This is a genomic window from Streptomyces sp. SudanB182_2057 (assembly GCF_964272715.1).
GTDB lineage: Bacteria > Actinomycetota > Actinomycetes > Streptomycetales > Streptomycetaceae > Streptomyces > Streptomyces rubradiris.
Genome location: NZ_OZ186798.1, coordinates 6999312 through 7015546, shown reverse-complemented (window position 1 = coordinate 7015546; position 16235 = coordinate 6999312). Strand labels below are relative to the sequence as shown.

Sequence of the window (16235 nt, the reverse complement as noted above, 5' to 3'; positions counted from 1 at the left end):
GCCCCTGGTCCGCGTGGTGACGCGGTTACGGCTTGGGCGTGGCGTGCGGGGCGCAGGTCACGTCCTTGCCGTCCAGCGCGCCCTTGAGCAGGTAGGCGTCGACGCGCTGGTTGACGCACGGGTTGACCAGGCTGGTCACGCCGTGGGAGCCCGCGTTCCTCTCGGTGATCAGCCGGGAGCCCTTGAAGCGCTTGTGCAGCTCGACGGCGCCGCCGTACGGGGTGGCGGCGTCCCGGGCGGACTGCACGATCAGCACCTTCGGCAGGCCCTTGTGGGTCTTGACCTCGAGGGGGGTGTGCTGCTTGGCCGGCCAGGTGGCGCACGGCAGGTTCATCCAGGCGTTGGACCAGGTCAGGAAGGGGTGGTCCTGGTGGAGCCGGGTGTTGTCCCGGTTCCACTTCTGCCAGCTGGTGGGCCACTTGGCGTCGGCGCACTCGACGGCCGTGTAGACGGCGTTGCCGTTCTCGGAGGCGATGTTGCCCGCCGTGTCCGACAGGTCGGGGGCGGCGGCGTCGACCAGCGCCTGGGTGTCACCGGCGACGTACTTGCTGAAGACCGTGGCGACCGGCACCCACGAGGAGTCGTAGTACGGCGCGCTCTGGAAGAAGGAGATCAGCTCGGCCGGGCCGACGACGCCGCCGATCGGGTGCTTCTTGGCGGTGGCGCGCAACTGGAGCCACTTGGCCTGGACGGCGGCGCGGGTGGTGCCGAGGTGGAAGGCGGCGTCGTTGGCGGCGACCCAGTCCTGCCAGTCCTGCCAGCGGCCCTCGAAGGCGACGTCCTGGTCCAGGTTGGCCTGGTACCAGATCTTCTCGCGGGAGGGGTCGACCACGCTGTCCACGACCATGCGGCGCAGGTGGCCCGGGAAGAGGGTGCCGTAGACGGCGCCGAGGTAGGTGCCGTAGGAGACGCCGAGGTAGTTGAGCTTCTTCTCGCCCAGCGCGGCGCGGATGACGTCCAGGTCGCGGGCGGTGTTGGGGGTGGTCATGTGCGGCAGCATCGCGCCGCTGCGCTCGGCACAGCCCTCGGCGTACGCGCGGGCGAGCTTGCGCTGCGCGGTCTTGTCGGCCTCGCTGTCCGGCACCGGGTCCGGCTTGGGCGCCTTGACGTACTCCTGCGGGTCGACGCAGGAGATGGGCGTGGAGTGGCCGACGCCGCGCGGGTCGAAGCCGACGAAGTCGTATGCCTTGGCGACGTTCGCCCAGATGGCGTTGTTGGTGGTGACCCGGCGCGGGAAGCGCAGGCCGGAGCCGCCGGGGCCGCCGGGGTTGTAGACGAGCGCGCCCTGGCGCTCCTTCTTGGTGCCGGTGTTGCCGATGCGGTCCACGGCGAGCTTGATCTGCTTGCCGTAGGGGTGGGCGTAGTCGAGCGGCACGCTGACCCAGCCGCACTGGATGGGCTTCTCCAGCCCCCAGTCGGCCGGGCAGTCCTGCCACTTGATGCCCGTCTTCGCGGCCCGGGCGGCGGCTATCTCGGCGCCCTTGGCCTCCCGGTCCTGTGCGGGCCGGGAGGCGGCCCCGGCCACGGGCGCCGACACGGCGCCGGCGATCAGGGTGGCGGTGACGAGTACTCCGGCGGAACCGAGCGCCAGCAGGCGGCTCTTCGGTCTGTGTTCCCTCACGTGGGCCCCTCCCCCTACCTCGATGCGAGTGGTCAGACGGGGATCCTCTCGGCTGTGAGGGCGCCGGGGACAGGGTTTTCCGGGCATCTTTACCAATCCGATAACCGGATGATCATGTCCCGTTGAGCGAAAGGGTGGGTGACCGGTCAGCAGAGAGTGGTCAGTACCTGGTCCAGGGTCCGGCGCAGGCTCAGCGCGTCCGGGGCGACCGCGCTGACGAGCGCCGCCGGGCCGGCGAGGGGCACCAGTGCGGCGTACTCGCCGAGCATCCGCGCGGGCGGCGGGTCGGTCGCGAACTCCGGCCGTACGACGACGAGCTGGCCCACCGTCCGGTGACCGGCGAGCACCGCCGGACCGTCCCAGCCGCCCGGCGCGCCGGGTCCGCAGGACAGCTCCTGGTCCAGCACGGTCCGGCCCGCCACCCGTACGGTCAGCCGGCTGGTGAGCCGCCCGGGCTGCTCCCCGGTCCGCCCCAGCACCTGTTCCTCGCGCAGCACGAGCCGGGCGCCGGCGCCGAGTTCGACCCGGGTGGTGACGTACAGGTCGCTGCCGTCGGCGGAGATCAACTGCTCGGGCAGCCAGCGCAGTTCGGCGCCGTCGGCCACGTCGAGCCGGACGTCGTACCGGGCCTCGCCCTTGGCCTGCCCCGGCAGGGCGAGGGTGGCGGCGGCCGACCCGACGTGCAGCCGGGCACCCTCCTCCACCCGGGCGTCCAGGGTGAAGCGGTCGCCGCCGAGCGGTCCGCTCATCGCGCCGACGAGCACCACCTTCGCCCAGGACCCGGCGGACCGGGTGCGGCGCGGCGCCAGCGGGCCCTCGCCGTCCAGCACGGGCAGGGCCGTGCCGCCGCGCCCGTCGGCGCGGGCGACAATCCGGGCCCTCGCCCGGACCCGGACCCCCGAGGCGGTCACGCGGCCCACGCGGCGAGCCGCCCCCGCACCCACGCGGCCACGTCGGCCACGCCCGTCTCGCCGCGCAACGACTGGAGGACGACGGGGAGTTCGGCACGCTGCGCCTTGGCGTCGGCGGCCATCCGGGCGAGGTCGGAGCCGACGTACGGGGCGAGGTCGGTCTTGTTGATGACGAGCAGGTCGGCGGTGCTGACGCCGGGGCCGCCCTTGCGCGGGATGTCGTCGCCGCCGGCCACGTCGATCACGAAGATCTGGGCGTCCACGAGCCCCTTGGAGAAGGTGGCGGTGAGGTTGTCGCCGCCGGACTCGACGAGGATCAGGTCCAGCGGGCCGACCGCGTCCTCCAGGTCTTCCACCGCTTCCAGGTTGGCGGAGATGTCGTCGCGGATCGCGGTGTGCGGGCAGGCGCCCGTCTCGACGGCGGTGATCCGCTCGGGCGGCAGCACGGCCTCCCGGAGCAGGAACTCGGCGTCCTCGCGGGTGTAGATGTCGTTGGTGACGACCGCGAGGGACAGCTCGTCGCGCAGTGCCCGGCACAGGGCGGCGACGGTGGCGGTCTTGCCGGACCCGACGGGCCCGCCGAGCCCGACCCGCAGGGCTCGGCGGGCCCCGTCCGGGCGGTGGGCGTCCGCGCTGACGGCGGCGGGGGCGGGGTGGGAGTGGTCGAGGTGCATGGACGGCTCCTTGTGCGAGAGGCCCGGTACTGGTCGGGGGGAGAAGAGGTACCGGCCGGGGCGGAAGCTGCTGTTCAGCCGGGTGGGCAGGGGGGCGGGCTCATGACGCGAACAGCCGGACCGGCCAGGCCGCGTGGGCCTGTGCCATGACCTCCAGCAGCGGGGCCGACACCGCCGGGAGCGCGTCGACGCCCTCGGCGGCCACCGACCGCGCCGCCTCCACCGCGGCGTCCGCGACCCGGTCCAACTCGGGCGCCAGCCGGGCCAGCACGGCCGTCGCGTCGAACGGGTCGAGGCTGAGCAGCCGCACGGTGGCGGTCGCCGGGCCGCTCACGCTCTCGTAGACCGCGCAGTGGGCGGCGTCCTCCGGCGTGAGCCCGGCCGCCCGCGCGGCGAGGCCGAGCACGACCGGCTGATGGGCGCCCTTGGGGAACTCCCGGGCGAGCGCGTCCAGTTCGGCGCACGGCCAGGTCGTCCGCGCGGCCCGCAGCAGTTGCCGGCCCAGGCGCCGGGCGGCGGTCCGCAGCGCCGGGGACGGGGTGCGGGCGTCGGCCGCCGCGTCCAGCTCGCGCGGGTCGGCGCCGAGGACGGCCGCCGCCGCCAGCGCGCCCGCGGTCAGCCCCGCGGTGTGCAGGCGGCCCCGGCAGAAGTCCTCCAGGCTCGCGGGGTCGGTGATGCGTCCGGCCTTGACGGCTGCCTCGGCCCCGCCGGAGTGCGCGTGCCCTCCGGCGGGGAAGCGGCCGTCGGCCAGGACGAGCAGTGCTGCCCGTGTCATCGCGAAAAACGCCCGTCAGAAGAGGAAGTAGCGCTGGGCCATGGGAAGTTCGGCGGCCGGGGTGGCCTCGACCAGCTCGCCGTCGATGTGCACGGCGAAGCTGTCGGGGTCGATCCGGACGTCCGGCAGGGCGTCGTTCTCGCGCATGTCGGCCTTGGTGACCGCGCGCGTGGACTCGATCGCCACGAACCGCTTGCCGAGCCCGAGCCGCTCCGGCAGCCCGTCCTCGACGGCCAGGCCGGAGACGAAGTTGACCGAGTTGGCGGCGGGGGCCCGGCCGATCGCGCCGTACATCGGGCGGGGCAGGATCGGCTGCGGGGTGGGGATGGAGGCGTTGGCGTCGCCCATCTGCGCGTACGCGATCTGCCCGCCCTTGATCACCAGCAGCGGCTTGACCCCGAAGAACGCGGGCTCCCACAGCACCAGGTCGGCGAGCTTGCCGCGCTCCACGGAGCCGGTCTCGGCGGCCAGGCCCTGGGCGAGCGCCGGGTTGATGGTGTACTTGGCGACATAGCGGCGTACCCGGTGGTTGTCGGCGCGGCCGTCGCCGGGCAGCGCGCCCCGCCGGCGCTTCATGACGTGCGCGGTCTGCCAGGTGCGCAGGACGACCTCGCCGACCCGGCCCATGGCCTGGGAGTCGGAGGAGATGATCGAGATCGCGCCGAGGTCGTGGAGGATGTCCTCCGCGCCGATGGTGGACGGCCGGATCCGGGACTCGGCGAACGCCAGGTCCTCGGGGACGGCCGGGTTGAGGTGGTGGCACACCATCAGCATGTCGAGGTGTTCCTCGGTGGTGTTGACGGTGAAGGGCCGGGTCGGGTTGGTGGAGCTGGGCAGGACGTTGGCCCGCGAGACCACGGTCATGATGTCGGGCGCGTGGCCGCCGCCGGCGCCCTCGGTGTGGTACGAGTGGATGCCCCGGCCCGCGATCGCGGCGAGGGTGTCGCCGACGAAGCCCGCCTCGTTCAGGGTGTCGGTGTGGATGGCGACCTGGATGCCGGTCCGGTCGGCGACGGTGAGCGCGGCGTCGATGACGGCGGGGGTGGAGCCCCAGTCCTCGTGCAGCTTCAGCCCGACGGCGCCGCCGCGGATCTGGGAGAGCATCGCCTCGTGGCTGACGGTGTTGCCCTTGCCGAGGAAGCCGACGTTGACCGGGTAGGCCTCCATCGCCTCCAGCATCCGGGCCAGGTGCCAGGGGCCGGGGGTGACGGTGGTGGCCTTGGAGCCCTCGGCGGGGCCGGTGCCGCCGCCGACCAGGGTGGTGATGCCGGAGGCCAGCGCCTCGTCGGCGACCTGGGGGCAGATGAAGTGGACGTGGGCGTCGATGGCGCCGGCGGTCAGGATGCGGCCGTTGCCCGCGATGATCTCGGTCTCCGGGCCGATGACCAGGTCGGGGTGGACGCCGTCCATGGTGTCGGGGTTGCCGGCCTTGCCGAGGGCGGTGATCCGGCCGTCACGGATGCCGACGTCGGCCTTGACGATGCCCCAGTGGTCCACGACGACGGCACCGGTGATCACGGTGTCGGGGGTGCCCTCGGCGCGGGTGGCGCGGGACTGGCCCATGGACTCGCGGATGACCTTGCCGCCGCCGAAGACCGCCTCGTCGCCGGAGGCGCCGGGGCCGCCGGAGCGGTCCTCCTCGATCTCGATCAGCAGATCGGTGTCGGCGAGCCGGATGCGGTCGCCGGTGGTGGGGCCGAACAGGTCGGCGTAGGCGCCGCGGGAGATCTCAGGCATCGAGGGCACCTCCGGTCTCGCCGCGCAGCCCGGGCACGATCCGGGCGCCGGACAGCGGCACCAGCTCGACCTCGACGGGGATGCCGGGTTCGAAGCGGACGGCGGTGCCGGCGGCGACGTTCAGGCGCCGGCCGCGGGCGGCGGCGCGGTCGAACTCCAGGCCGGGGTTGGCCTCGGCGAAGTGGTAGTGGGAGCCGACCTGGACGGGCCGGTCGGCGGCGTTGAGAACAGTCAGACGAGTGACATCACGGCCGTCGTTGAAGGTGACGGGCGCGTCCGCGAACAGGATCTCTCCGGGAATCATCGCGGCGCCCCTCAGATGATCGGCTCGTGGACGGTGACGAGCTTGGTGCCGTCCGGGAAGGTCGCCTCCACCTGTACGTCACGGATCATCTCGGCCACGCCGTCCATGACGTCGTCCCTGGTCAAGACCTTGCGGCCGGAGGACATCAGCTCGGCGACCGTGCGGCCGTCACGCGCTCCCTCCAGGACGTGCGACGTGATGAGGGCGACGGCTTCGGGGTGGTTGAGCTTCAGTCCACGGGCCTTGCGCTTCTCGGCGACGTCGGCCGCCACATGGATCAGCAGCCTCTCCTGCTCGTGCGGGGTCAGTTGCACGTCCCACCTCACTGTCCTTGCTCCGGACCGTGCGGGGTCCGGTTGCCGCAGCCATCACGACGGGATAGGTGTAACACACAGACAAATTCCCCGGATCGCTCTCAATTCCGGGCAGAAAAACCCCTGATGGCGTGGATGGGCAGGCTAGAGCGCCGGAGTTTCAACGACGTTAACCAGACCTTGGCCGGCCCATGACCGCGCTATGGGCTCCGCCAGAGACGGTGGCGGACCGGCTCAGGGAGCGTCCGGCCGGCGGTGCTCCGCCGCTATCCCGAAGCGCCGCCGCTCCTGCGGCACCGCACCCGCGTCGTGGACCCCGGAGACCGAGCTGATGATCCGCTCCTCGCCCGGTTCGTCCGGCGCGTCCAGCGCGTCCAGCCGCTCCAGGTCGGCGGCCGAGACCAGCGCGACCAGCGGCTTGCCGTGCCGGGTCACGACGACGCGCTCGCCGCCGTACACCACCCGGTTGATCAGGTCGGCGAGCTCAGCCCTGGCTTGCGTCACCGGAATCTCGTAGGCCATACGCCCATCATAACGTGCCGTACGTCCTGTACATTCTGTACAGAAGTCGAGCCCATCGGGGCCTCGTCAGAGGAGGCGTATGTCCATGCACCGACCGTCCGCCCGGCACGTCCTGCCCGAATTCACCGAGCGCTCCGGGGGCACCGTGCGCACCCTGGACCCGTACGCGCGGCTCTTCCAGGACCGGATCGTCTTCCTCGGCGCACCGGTCGACGACGCGACGGCCGGGGATGTGACGGCCCAGCTGATGTATCTGGAGCACCAGGCGCCGGACCGGGACATCACGCTGTACGTCAACTCGCCCGGCGGTTCCTTCGACGCCATGGCGGCGATCTACGACACGACGCGCTACGTCGGCTGCGACGTGGCGACCTACTGCCTGGGGCAGGCCGCCGGCCCGGCCGCGGTGCTGCTCGCGGCCGGCACCCCGGGCAAGCGGTTCATGCTGCCCGGCGCCCGTGTCGTGCTCGAACAGCCGGCGCTGCCCGAGCCGGTGCGCGGCCGTCCGAGCGACCTGTTCGTCCGGGCCGAGGAGCTGGCCCGGGTCCGCGCCACCCTGGAGGAGATGCTCGTCCGGCACACGGGGCGCACGGCCGCGCAGGTCCACGAGGACCTGGAGCGCGACCTGATTCTGGACGCCCCCGGGGCACTGGCGTACGGTCTGGTCGACGGCATCGTGCCCAGCCGCCGGGACACGCCCGGCGCACCGGACGCGAGGTGAGCCGCCCATGCTGCCGGACCTGCCACCGCTGCCCGCCCTGACCCGTGCCGAGGGCGAGTTGATCGATCGTTACCTGGAGGCCGTCGACCTGCTGGGCCGGGTCAATCCGGCCCGGCACGGACCCACCTACGGCGGGTTGCGCGCCGCCCAGGCCCTGGTGCGCAAGGCGGCAGAGCTGCGGGACGCGCTCGCGCTGATGCACCAGCGGGGCGAGGCGGAGCTGCACGGAGACACGCTGGCACGGGCGCTGCGGGTGCTGGACGGTGAGCGCCGGGCCGCTCGCGTCGCGCTCCCGCCGGACGACGTCGGCTGAGGCGGACACCGGTCCGGCCCGACGGCGCCGATATGTCGACACGCGTCGTTCGGACCGGAGTTGAAACGGCCCGAACGACGTACCGCCGACCGGTGTACATCCCGATCGTTTTCCGGGCCTCCCGAGTTGCGCAACGCACGGGTCCATGGATCGCCGGCGAGGACATCGCCCCAGGTCCGGGGCTACGACGGTGATCTGACGAAGCCTCGAACAGAGCACTGTCCACCCGAACGGGTGAGTGGTGAGTAACACCACAAATCCCCGATTCCGTTGGGATTTTCAGACAGTTGTGAGCCAAGATCCCTGTCTGACGACAAGCCCCCGCCACCGCGGCGGGGCGGTCCGGGCGGACGCCGAGTCCTGCCGCCGCTCGGATGACCGGTCGACGGAAGTGGATCGGCAGGAGTGGAGGACCCAAGCAAGGCGGGTTCGCCGGAACGGAAGTCCAGCCGTCCGACACGGGTCGGGCGGGGGCGGAGGTTCCGGGCGGCCCTTGGGGTGAAGCCGTGGCAACGCGGCCGGGCTACTTCGCCAGCCCGAATCCGACAGGTCATCCTTCACAGGCGGCTGACGAAGGGTTGCGCATGACTGCGCTCAATCGAGTCCCGTCGCTGATGGCCCGGGCCGGTACGGCCTCGGCACTCACCCTCGCCGCCGTGGGCGGCTCGATCGCGGTGCCCGGTCTCGCCACGGACGCCTCCGCCGCGACGATCGCGTCGAAGGCACTCAAGGTCGCGGCCTCCAAGAAGGGCGCGCCGTACCGGTGGGGGGCCACCGGACCGAACAGGTTCGACTGCTCGGGGCTGACCGTGTACTCGTTCAAGAAGGCCGGCAAGAAGCTGCCGCGCACCGCCGCCCAGCAGTACAACAAGTCACGCCATGTCTCCGCCCGCAACCGCAAGGCCGGCGACCTGGTCTTCTTCCACTCGGGTTCCAGCGTCTACCACGTCGGCATCTACGCCGGCCACAACAAGATCTGGCACGCCCCGAAGACCGGGGACGTGGTGAGGCTCCAGAAGATCTGGTCCAAGAGCGTCTGGTACGGCCGGGTCGGCTGACCCACCCGCACGACAGGGAGCGGCTCCGGCAACAGAGCCGCTCCACGCACCGCCGGCAGGTCTTCTCCGGCCGGTCTGAAGCCCTGGGGCGGCGGGGGCCTCGGAACCGACCGTGACCGCCGTGGGGCTGGGCGGGCGGGGCCCAGTGGGCACGGGACCGGGCGGGCGTGGGCCCGGACGAGCGCGCGGCCGCCGACGAGACGTCCAACCGGGCCCGAGCCCGCCGTCCGGCACGGGCGGCGGGCTCGGGCCCGGAGCGCTCGGCGGACCAGCGTGGCTGCCTTGCGGCATGGTTGGGCGGGCTGGGGCCTGGGGGCGCTCGGCGGTCCGTCATGGCCCCCTCCGAGCGCGGGCCGGCGGCTCGGGCCCCGGGGCGCTCACCGGACCGCTCACCGGACCGCCCGGAGGATCTCCGGCACCAGGCCGACAGGCTCGGGCCCGGACACTCACCGGCCCCCCACCCGCCGCTCTCGGGCACGGGCGGGCGCCTCAGGCCCGCAGCGCCCGCCGCACCACCACCGGACGACCATCGGCACGGGCCGACAGGCTCGGCCCCGGACGCCCACCGAACTCGTACCGGTACGGGCCGACAACGCCCGCCGCACCGCCCTGCCCCCTCCGAGCGCGGGCCGGCAGGCTCGGATCCGCAGCGCTCGGTGGCACGGCCGTGCTCCGGTACGTATATGGGATCCCGCCCTGGCGTCCGAGTGTCCTAGTGTTCCGGCGGGGCTTCCTCACTGCCCCCTCGCTCTCAGCCCTCGTCCCCGCTCCCGCCCGGCGGCCGTCATTCCTCCGCCACCCCTCGATGCCCGCCCCCTCACCAACCGCGGGGCCGCGAGCGGCAGCGCCCGCACCCGTCCGTCAGACCGCCGGAGGCTCCGGGAGGCACCAGGGCAGTTCGATGGAGACCGTCTTGCCGCCCTCGCTGGTCGGGCGGACCCGGAGCCGGCCGCCGCACTCCGCGGTGAGCCAGCGGATGATCACCATGCCGCGCCCATTGTCCTGCTGGACCGCGGCGGGCAGTCTCTTCGGGAAGCGGGGATGGCTGTCCGTGACGCCGATGCGCAACTGTTCGTCATGGTGCAGCGCGATGTCGACGGTGAAGGTGGGTGACTGCCCGAAGGTGTGCTGCACGGCGTTGGTGGCGAGTTCGGACACGATCAGGCGGACGGTGTCGGCCGTCTCGGTGTCCGAGGGCAGGCCCCACTCCGCGAGGGTGCCCACGACGTAGGAGCGCGCGGCCGAGACCGAGGCGGGATCGCTCGGCAGAGTGACGGAGGCTTCCAGATGGTCTGCCATGGCGGCGTCGTCCCTTTCCCAACGGGACCGCGGCCCGCCAAACGGCGGTGGGTTCGAGTACGGTCCCGGACTGGTGCTTGTCCGTCAGACTGCCATTACCGGGACGGTCACGGGGGGCGATCCACCAAGATATGCATATATCTGTCGCCCGAAGCGGTGAACTCTGCGACGCGAGACCGTATCGGGGCGGTCCGGACGGAGTAGAAGGAGGAGCCGATGCAGAACGGTCCCGCGGTGCGCCGCCGCAAGCTGGGCGCCGAACTGCGCACGCTGCGCACCGGCGCCGGGCTCACCAGCGGTGAGGCGGCCCGGCTGGTCGGCTGGCACCAGTCGAAGGTGAGCCGTATCGAGACCGGTGCCAGCGGCGTGAAACCGGCCGATCTGCGGTTGCTGCTGGACGCCTACGGGGTGCGGGACAGGCATCTGCGCGAGTTGCTGCTGATACTGGCGGGGTCGGAGGAGACGAGCGGCCGGCACCGCTGGTGGCACGCCTACCGGGGCGTACTGCCGCCCACGTACCGGGATTTCATCAGCCTGGAGTCACAGGCGAGCGCGATGCGCACCCTGGAGACCACGGTCGTGCCCGGTCTGCTGCAGACCGCCGAGTACGCCCGCGCGGTGACCCGGGCCGCCGTGAAGGACCTGGACGAGGACCGCCTGGACACCCTGGTCGAGGTGCGTCTGGCCCGGCAGGACGTGCTGCGGTCGGATCCGCCGCTGACGCTGAGCGCCGTACTGGACGAGGCGGTGCTGCGCCGGGAGGTGGGCGGTCCCGGGGTGATGGCCCGCCAGCGCCGGCGGCTGATGGAGGCGGCCCGGCTGCCGCAGGTACGGCTCCAGGTGCTGCCCTTCACGGCGGGGGCGCATATCGGCCTCACCGGGCCTTTCGTTATCTTCTCATTTCCGAGCACTTCTGATCTGGACGTGGTTGTTCTCGACCAGTTGACGAGTAGCCTCTACCTGGAACGGAAAGAAGACCTGATGGCCTACTCCGAGGCCTTCAGCACCCTTCAGTTCCACGCCCTTTCCCCCGAGGACTCGTTGGACTACATCGCCGGGATAGGTGACGGCGTGTAAGGAGGCACCATGTCAGCTCTGCCTCGGAACGTCCCCGTGAGCACCGACCTGCACGAGGTGCGCTGGCTGCGCAGCAGCCGCAGCACGGGCGCGAACAACTGCGTGGAGACGGCACGGCCGCGCTCCGGCCCCGCGGCCGGACTGCTCGCCGTGCGCGACTCGAAGAACCCGGCCGGACCCGCCCTGCTCTTCTCCCCCGAGAGCTGGACGGGATTTGTGACCACCCTCTGACCACGTTCCGACTCACCCTCTGATCAGATTCGTTCAACCTTTCATCAATTTCGCGCGATTCACGGCCGTGTCACGCCGACTCATGGTCGCGTTTCGCCGATGACGCGTACAGCGCGTTCGATCTCCGCCCCGGAGAGGTCCGCGCGGGCGGTCAGCCTCAGCCGTGAGATGCCGTCGGGCACGGAAGGAGGACGGAAACAGCCCACGGCCAGACCCGCCGAGCGGCAGTCGGCCGCCCAGCGCACCGCCCGCTCCGGGGACGGAGCCCGCACGGAGACCACCGCGGCGTCCGGACGTACCGCCTCCAGACCCGCGGCGGTCAGCCGTGCGTGCAGTTCCGCGGCCACCTCGCGGGCGCGTGCCGCCCGTTCCGGCTCGCGCTCCAGCAGCCGCAGCGCCGCCAGCGCGGCACCGGCCGCCGCCGGCGCCAGCCCCGTGTCGAAGATGAACGTCCGGGCCGCGTTCACCAGATGCTCGATCACCCGCGCGGGGCCCAGCACCACGCCGCCCTGACTGCCCAGCGACTTGGACAGGGTGGCCGTGGCCACCACGTCGCCGGCGCCCGCGAGACCGGCCGCGTACGGAGCGCCCCGGCCGCCGTCGCCCAGCACGCCGAGGCCGTGGGCGTCGTCCATCACCAGTCCCGCGCCGTACTCCCGGCAGGCGGCGGCCAGTTCGGCCAGTGGTGCCCGGTCCCCGTCGACCGAGAAGACGGTGTCGGAGACCACGATCGCCGCGCCCCGGCGCGTGCCCAGGGCCTTGCGCACGGCCTCGGGATCGGCGTGCGAGACGACCTGGGTCTCGCCCCGGGCGAGCCGGCAGCCGTCGATGAGGGAGGCGTGGTTGCCCGCGTCGGAGACGATCAGCGAGCCGTGCGGGCCGAGCGCGGTGACCGCGGCCAGGTTCGCGGCGTACCCGGAGGAGAACACCAGGGCCGCCTCGAACCCGCAGAACGCGGCGAGCGCGCGCTCCAGTTCGGCGTGCAGCTCGGTGCTGCCGGTGACCAGCCGGGAGCCGGTGGAGCCGCCGCCCCAGCGCCGGGCGGCCGCGGCGGCGCCCTCGGTGACCTCGGGGTGGCGGGACAGACCCAGGTAGTCGTTGCTCGCCAGGTCCAGCAGCGGCGAGTCGGCGGGGCGCGGGCGCAGGGCGCGTACGAGTCCGGCGCGGCGGCGCGCCTCGGCCTGCTCGTCGATCCAGCCGAACGCCATGGATCCTCCGGTGCTTTTGTAGGTATCGAACAGACCCTAGCGGCATGATCAGCCGCCCAGGGTGTGGCAATACCCACACGTCGAACCGTGTCCGTTGTGCCAAGTCTCCTTGGCCGGGAGCGGTCCCGTAGGACAGGATCGTCGCTCATGGACCTGCTGAACACGCTGGTGGACAAGGGGCTGCGGCGCGAAGTGCCGACGCGCGAGGAAGCGCTCGCCGTGCTGGCCACCTCCGATGACGACCTGCTCGACGTGGTGACCGCGGCCGGTAAGGTGCGCCGGCACTGGTTCGGGCGACGGGTGAAACTCAACTATCTGGTCAACCTCAAGTCGGGCCTGTGCCCCGAGGACTGCTCGTACTGCTCCCAGCGGCTGGGCTCCAAGGCCGACATCCTGAAGTACACCTGGCTGAAGCCGGACGAGGCGTCCCAGGCCGCCGCCGCGGGGCTCGCGGGCGGGGCCAAGCGGGTGTGCCTGGTGGCCAGCGGGCGCGGCCCGACGGACCGGGACGTGGACCGGGTCTCGGAGACCATCAAGGCGATCAAGGAGCAGAACGAGGAGGTCGAGGTGTGCGCCTGCCTCGGCCTGCTCTCCGACGGCCAGGCCGAGCGGCTGCGCGCGGCGGGCGCGGACGCCTACAACCACAACCTCAACACCTCGGAGTCCACCTACGGGGACATCACCACCACCCACACGTACGCCGACCGGGTGGACACGGTGCGCAAGGCGCACGCGGCCGGTCTGTCCGCCTGCTCGGGTCTCATCGCCGGCATGGGCGAGAGCGACGAGGACCTGGTGGACGTGGTGTTCTCGCTGCGCGAGCTGGACCCGGACTCGGTTCCGGTGAACTTCCTGATCCCGTTCGAGGGCACCCCGCTGGCCAAGGAGTGGAACCTCACCCCGCAGCGCTGCCTGCGCATCCTGGCGATGGTCCGGTTCGTCTGCCCGGACGTGGAGGTCCGGATCGCGGGCGGCCGCGAGGTCCATCTGCGCTCCCTGCAGCCGCTGGCGCTGCACCTGGCCAACTCCATCTTCCTCGGCGACTACCTGACCAGCGAGGGCCAGGCGGGCAAGGCCGACCTGGAGATGATCGCGGACGCCGGCTTCGAGGTGGAGGGCGCCGGGGAGGTCACGCTGCCGGCGCACCGGGCCGACGCCGCGCACGGCTGCGGCTCGCACGCGGATGCGGGCTGCGGCAGCCACGCCGAGGGCGGTTGCGGCTCGCACGCGGGCGGCGGTGTGTGCGGTACGGCGGGCGGACCGGTGGCCGCCGAGCCGCGCACCGACCTGGTCGCCGTCCGCCGCCGTGGTGCCGGCACGGACCTCGCGCCCAATGCCTGAGCTGGGCGTCGCGGAGCTGCTGGAGCTGGACCGGCGGCACGTGTGGCACCCGTACAGCCCGATGCCCGGCCGGGTGGACCCGCTCGTCGTGGAGGCGGCGAGCGGGGTCCGGCTGCGGCTGGCGGACGGTTCCGGCGAGCTGGTCGACGGCATGTCGTCGTGGTGGTCGGCCATCCACGGCTACAACCACCCGGTCCTGAACGAGGCCGCGCGCGAACAGCTGGGCCTGATGAGTCATGTGATGTTCGGCGGGCTCACGCACGAGCCCGCCGTCCGGCTCGCGAAGCTCCTGGTCGACCTGTCGCCGGACGGCCTGGAGCACGTCTTCCTGGCCGACTCGGGGTCCGTGTCGGTCGAGGTCGCGGTGAAGATGTGCCTCCAATACTGGCGTTCGCTCGGCCGGCCGGCCAAGCGGCGGCTGCTGACCTGGCGGGGCGGCTACCACGGTGACACCTGGCAGCCGATGTCGGTGTGCGACCCCGAGGGCGGGATGCACGAGCTGTGGTCCGGCGTGCTGCCGCGCCAGCTGTTCGCGGATCCGCCGCCCGCCGGGTACGAGGAGTCGTACGCGGAGCACCTGCGGGAGCTGATCGCCCGGCACGCCGACGAGCTGGCCGCGGTGATCGTGGAGCCGGTGGTGCAGGGCGCGGGCGGGATGCGCTTCCACTCCCCCGCGTATCTGCGGGTGCTGCGCGAGGCGTGCGACGCGCACGACGTGCTGCTGGTGTTCGACGAGATCGCCACCGGTTTCGGCCGCACCGGCGCGCTGTTCGCGGCGGACCACGCGGCCGTCGCGCCCGATGTGATGTGCGTGGGCAAGGCGCTGACCGGCGGCTATCTGACGCTGGCGGCCACCTTGTGCTCCGCTCGGGTGGCCGACGGGATCTCGCGGGGCGAGGTGCCGGTGCTCGCGCACGGACCGACGTTCATGGGCAACCCGCTGGCGGCGGCCGTGGCCTGTGCCTCCATCGGGCTGCTGCTGGGCCAGGACTGGCTCGGCGAGGTCAAGCGGATCGAGGCGGGCCTGCACGAGGGGCTGGCCCCGGCGCGGGACGTCCCCGGGGTGCGCGACGTACGGGTCCTCGGCGCCATCGGTGTCGTCCAGCTCGACCACCCGGTCGACATGCGGGCCGCGACGGACGCGGCGGTACGGGCCGGTGTGTGGCTGCGCCCGTTCCGCGACCTGATCTACACGATGCCGCCCTACGTCACCTCGGACGAGGACGTGGCACGGATCGCGCGCGCGGTGTGCGCCGCGGCGCGGGAGGGATGACATGCGGGTACTGGTGATCACGGGCACGGACACCGAGGTCGGCAAGACGGTCACCACCGCGGCCGTCGCCGCCTCGGCGCTCGCGGCCGGACGGTCGGTGGCCGTGCTCAAGGCCGCCCAGACGGGCGTACGGCCGGACGAGCGCGGCGACGCGGACGAGGTCGCGTGGCTCGCGGGACCGGTCACGACGGACGAACTGGCCCGCTTCCCGGAGCCGTTGGCGCCGAACACGGCGGCCCGGCGGGCCGGGATGGCGCCGGTGCGTCCCCGGGAGGTGGCCGAGCGGGCCGCCAAGCTGGCCACCGAGCACGATCTGGTGCTGGTCGAGGGCGCGGGCGGGCTGCTCGTCCGGTTCGACGAGGACGGCGGCACGCTGGCCGACGCGGCCCGGCTGCTGGGCGCGCCGGTGCTGGTGGTCGCGCGGGCCGGGCTCGGCACGCTCAACGCCACGGAGCTGACGGCCCGCGAGCTGCGCCGCCGGGAGCTGGAGCCGGCCGGTGTGGTGATCGGCAGCTGGCCGGGCGAGCCGGACCTGGCCGCCCGCTGCAACGTGGCCGACCTGCCGGAGGTGGCGGGCGTCCCGCTGCTCGGCGCGCTGCCCGCCGGGGCGGGGGCGCTGCCGCCCGCCGAGTTCCGCGCCGCGGCCCCGGGGTGGCTGGCCCCGCGGCTGGACGGGACCTGGGACGCGGAGGCGTTCCGCACCCGGGAGGCCGCGTAGCGGGCGCGGCCGGCGCTGCGCCTGTGCTCGTGCGCAGGACGTACGACGACGTCACCCACCCCACGGCCTCCGTGCGGGTGGGTGACCGCGTCGCCTGGACCTCGCTCGGCCCGGTCGCGGTCCACGGTCCCCGTGCGG

18 protein-coding genes are annotated in these 16235 nt (G+C 72.9%); 8 read left to right on the top strand and 10 right to left on the bottom strand.

Annotated features, from left to right (window positions below):
* Positions 1-25: 25 nt before the first annotated feature.
* The 8 genes from ACSURM_RS31220 to ACSURM_RS31185 all read right to left on the bottom strand — a co-directional run bounded on the left by ACSURM_RS31220 (position 26) and on the right by ACSURM_RS31185 (position 6858).
* Entirely contained in the window at positions 26-1621 is a 1596-nt protein-coding gene (locus ACSURM_RS31220; protein WP_436959105.1) for an alpha/beta hydrolase, read from the bottom strand.
* A 146-nt stretch (positions 1622-1767) separates the two neighbouring features.
* Positions 1768-2541 carry an urease accessory protein UreD gene (locus tag ACSURM_RS31215; RefSeq protein WP_436959104.1) on the bottom strand — a complete coding sequence of 258 codons (774 nt, stop codon included), beginning with the start codon at positions 2539-2541 and terminating at the stop codon, positions 1768-1770.
* The gene (ureG, locus tag ACSURM_RS31210; RefSeq protein ID WP_436959103.1) at positions 2529-3206 is read right to left on the bottom strand and encodes an urease accessory protein UreG; all 678 of its coding nucleotides are present in this window, start codon (positions 3204-3206) and stop codon (positions 2529-2531) included. Before ureG ends, ACSURM_RS31215 begins: the two co-directional genes overlap by 13 nt.
* Before the next feature lie 100 nt (positions 3207-3306).
* Positions 3307-3981, bottom strand: a complete 675-nt coding sequence (locus ACSURM_RS31205) for an urease accessory protein UreF (protein WP_436959102.1) — start codon at positions 3979-3981, stop codon at positions 3307-3309.
* Positions 3982-3996: 15 nt separating this feature from the next.
* On the bottom strand, positions 3997-5718 hold the full coding sequence (locus tag ACSURM_RS31200) for an urease subunit alpha (RefSeq protein ID WP_436959101.1): 1722 nt from the start codon (positions 5716-5718) through the stop codon (positions 3997-3999).
* Positions 5711-6022 carry an urease subunit beta gene (locus ACSURM_RS31195; protein WP_344351134.1) on the bottom strand — a complete coding sequence of 104 codons (312 nt, stop codon included), beginning with the start codon at positions 6020-6022 and terminating at the stop codon, positions 5711-5713. The genes ACSURM_RS31200 and ACSURM_RS31195 overlap by 8 nt, the downstream gene beginning before the upstream one ends.
* A gap of 11 nt (positions 6023-6033) precedes the next feature.
* Positions 6034-6336, bottom strand: a complete 303-nt coding sequence (locus tag ACSURM_RS31190) for an urease subunit gamma (RefSeq protein WP_359049611.1) — start codon at positions 6334-6336, stop codon at positions 6034-6036.
* Positions 6337-6570: 234 nt separating this feature from the next.
* The gene (locus ACSURM_RS31185; protein WP_436959100.1) at positions 6571-6858 is read right to left on the bottom strand and encodes a type II toxin-antitoxin system Phd/YefM family antitoxin; all 288 of its coding nucleotides are present in this window, start codon (positions 6856-6858) and stop codon (positions 6571-6573) included.
* Positions 6859-6943: 85 nt separating this feature from the next.
* Here ACSURM_RS31185 and ACSURM_RS31180 point away from each other — a divergent pair, with 85 nt between their 5' ends.
* The 3 genes from ACSURM_RS31180 to ACSURM_RS31170 all read left to right on the top strand — a co-directional run bounded on the left by ACSURM_RS31180 (position 6944) and on the right by ACSURM_RS31170 (position 8950).
* A complete protein-coding gene (locus tag ACSURM_RS31180; RefSeq protein WP_436959099.1) occupies positions 6944-7579 on the top strand; it encodes an ATP-dependent Clp protease proteolytic subunit in 636 nt (211 codons plus the stop codon).
* Between the two features lie 7 nt (positions 7580-7586).
* The gene (locus tag ACSURM_RS31175) at positions 7587-7892 is read left to right on the top strand and encodes a hypothetical protein (RefSeq protein ID WP_381562882.1); all 306 of its coding nucleotides are present in this window, start codon (positions 7587-7589) and stop codon (positions 7890-7892) included.
* 584 nt (positions 7893-8476) lie between these two features.
* The gene (locus tag ACSURM_RS31170; protein WP_436959098.1) at positions 8477-8950 is read left to right on the top strand and encodes a C40 family peptidase; all 474 of its coding nucleotides are present in this window, start codon (positions 8477-8479) and stop codon (positions 8948-8950) included.
* An 861-nt stretch (positions 8951-9811) separates the two neighbouring features.
* Here the strand turns inward: ACSURM_RS31170 and ACSURM_RS31165 are convergent.
* Positions 9812-10249, bottom strand: coding sequence for an ATP-binding protein (locus ACSURM_RS31165; RefSeq protein ID WP_189999897.1), 438 nt, complete (start codon positions 10247-10249; stop codon positions 9812-9814).
* Positions 10250-10465: 216 nt separating this feature from the next.
* On the opposite strand from ACSURM_RS31165, the gene ACSURM_RS31160 reads away from it, so the two are divergent.
* Both ACSURM_RS31160 and ACSURM_RS31155 read left to right on the top strand, forming a co-directional pair.
* A complete protein-coding gene (locus ACSURM_RS31160) occupies positions 10466-11326 on the top strand; it encodes a helix-turn-helix domain-containing protein (RefSeq protein WP_289965755.1) in 861 nt (286 codons plus the stop codon).
* A gap of 9 nt (positions 11327-11335) precedes the next feature.
* On the top strand, positions 11336-11557 hold the full coding sequence (locus ACSURM_RS31155) for a DUF397 domain-containing protein (protein ID WP_359049622.1): 222 nt from the start codon (positions 11336-11338) through the stop codon (positions 11555-11557).
* Positions 11558-11637: 80 nt separating this feature from the next.
* Here the strand turns inward: ACSURM_RS31155 and ACSURM_RS31150 are convergent, their stop codons facing one another.
* Positions 11638-12765, bottom strand: coding sequence for an 8-amino-7-oxononanoate synthase (locus ACSURM_RS31150; protein WP_436959097.1), 1128 nt, complete (start codon positions 12763-12765; stop codon positions 11638-11640).
* A 147-nt stretch (positions 12766-12912) separates the two neighbouring features.
* On the opposite strand from ACSURM_RS31150, the gene bioB reads away from it, so the two are divergent.
* The 3 genes from bioB to bioD are packed head-to-tail and all read left to right on the top strand — an operon-like array spanning position 12913 to position 16097.
* Positions 12913-14106, top strand: a complete 1194-nt coding sequence (gene bioB, locus ACSURM_RS31145) for a biotin synthase BioB (RefSeq protein WP_436959096.1) — start codon at positions 12913-12915, stop codon at positions 14104-14106.
* Positions 14099-15379 carry an adenosylmethionine--8-amino-7-oxononanoate transaminase gene (locus ACSURM_RS31140; protein WP_436959095.1) on the top strand — a complete coding sequence of 427 codons (1281 nt, stop codon included), beginning with the start codon at positions 14099-14101 and terminating at the stop codon, positions 15377-15379. Before bioB ends, ACSURM_RS31140 begins: the two co-directional genes overlap by 8 nt.
* A gap of 1 nt (position 15380) precedes the next feature.
* Positions 15381-16097, top strand: coding sequence for a dethiobiotin synthase (gene bioD, locus ACSURM_RS31135; protein ID WP_436959094.1), 717 nt, complete (start codon positions 15381-15383; stop codon positions 16095-16097).
* Positions 16098-16235 lie beyond the last annotated feature (138 nt).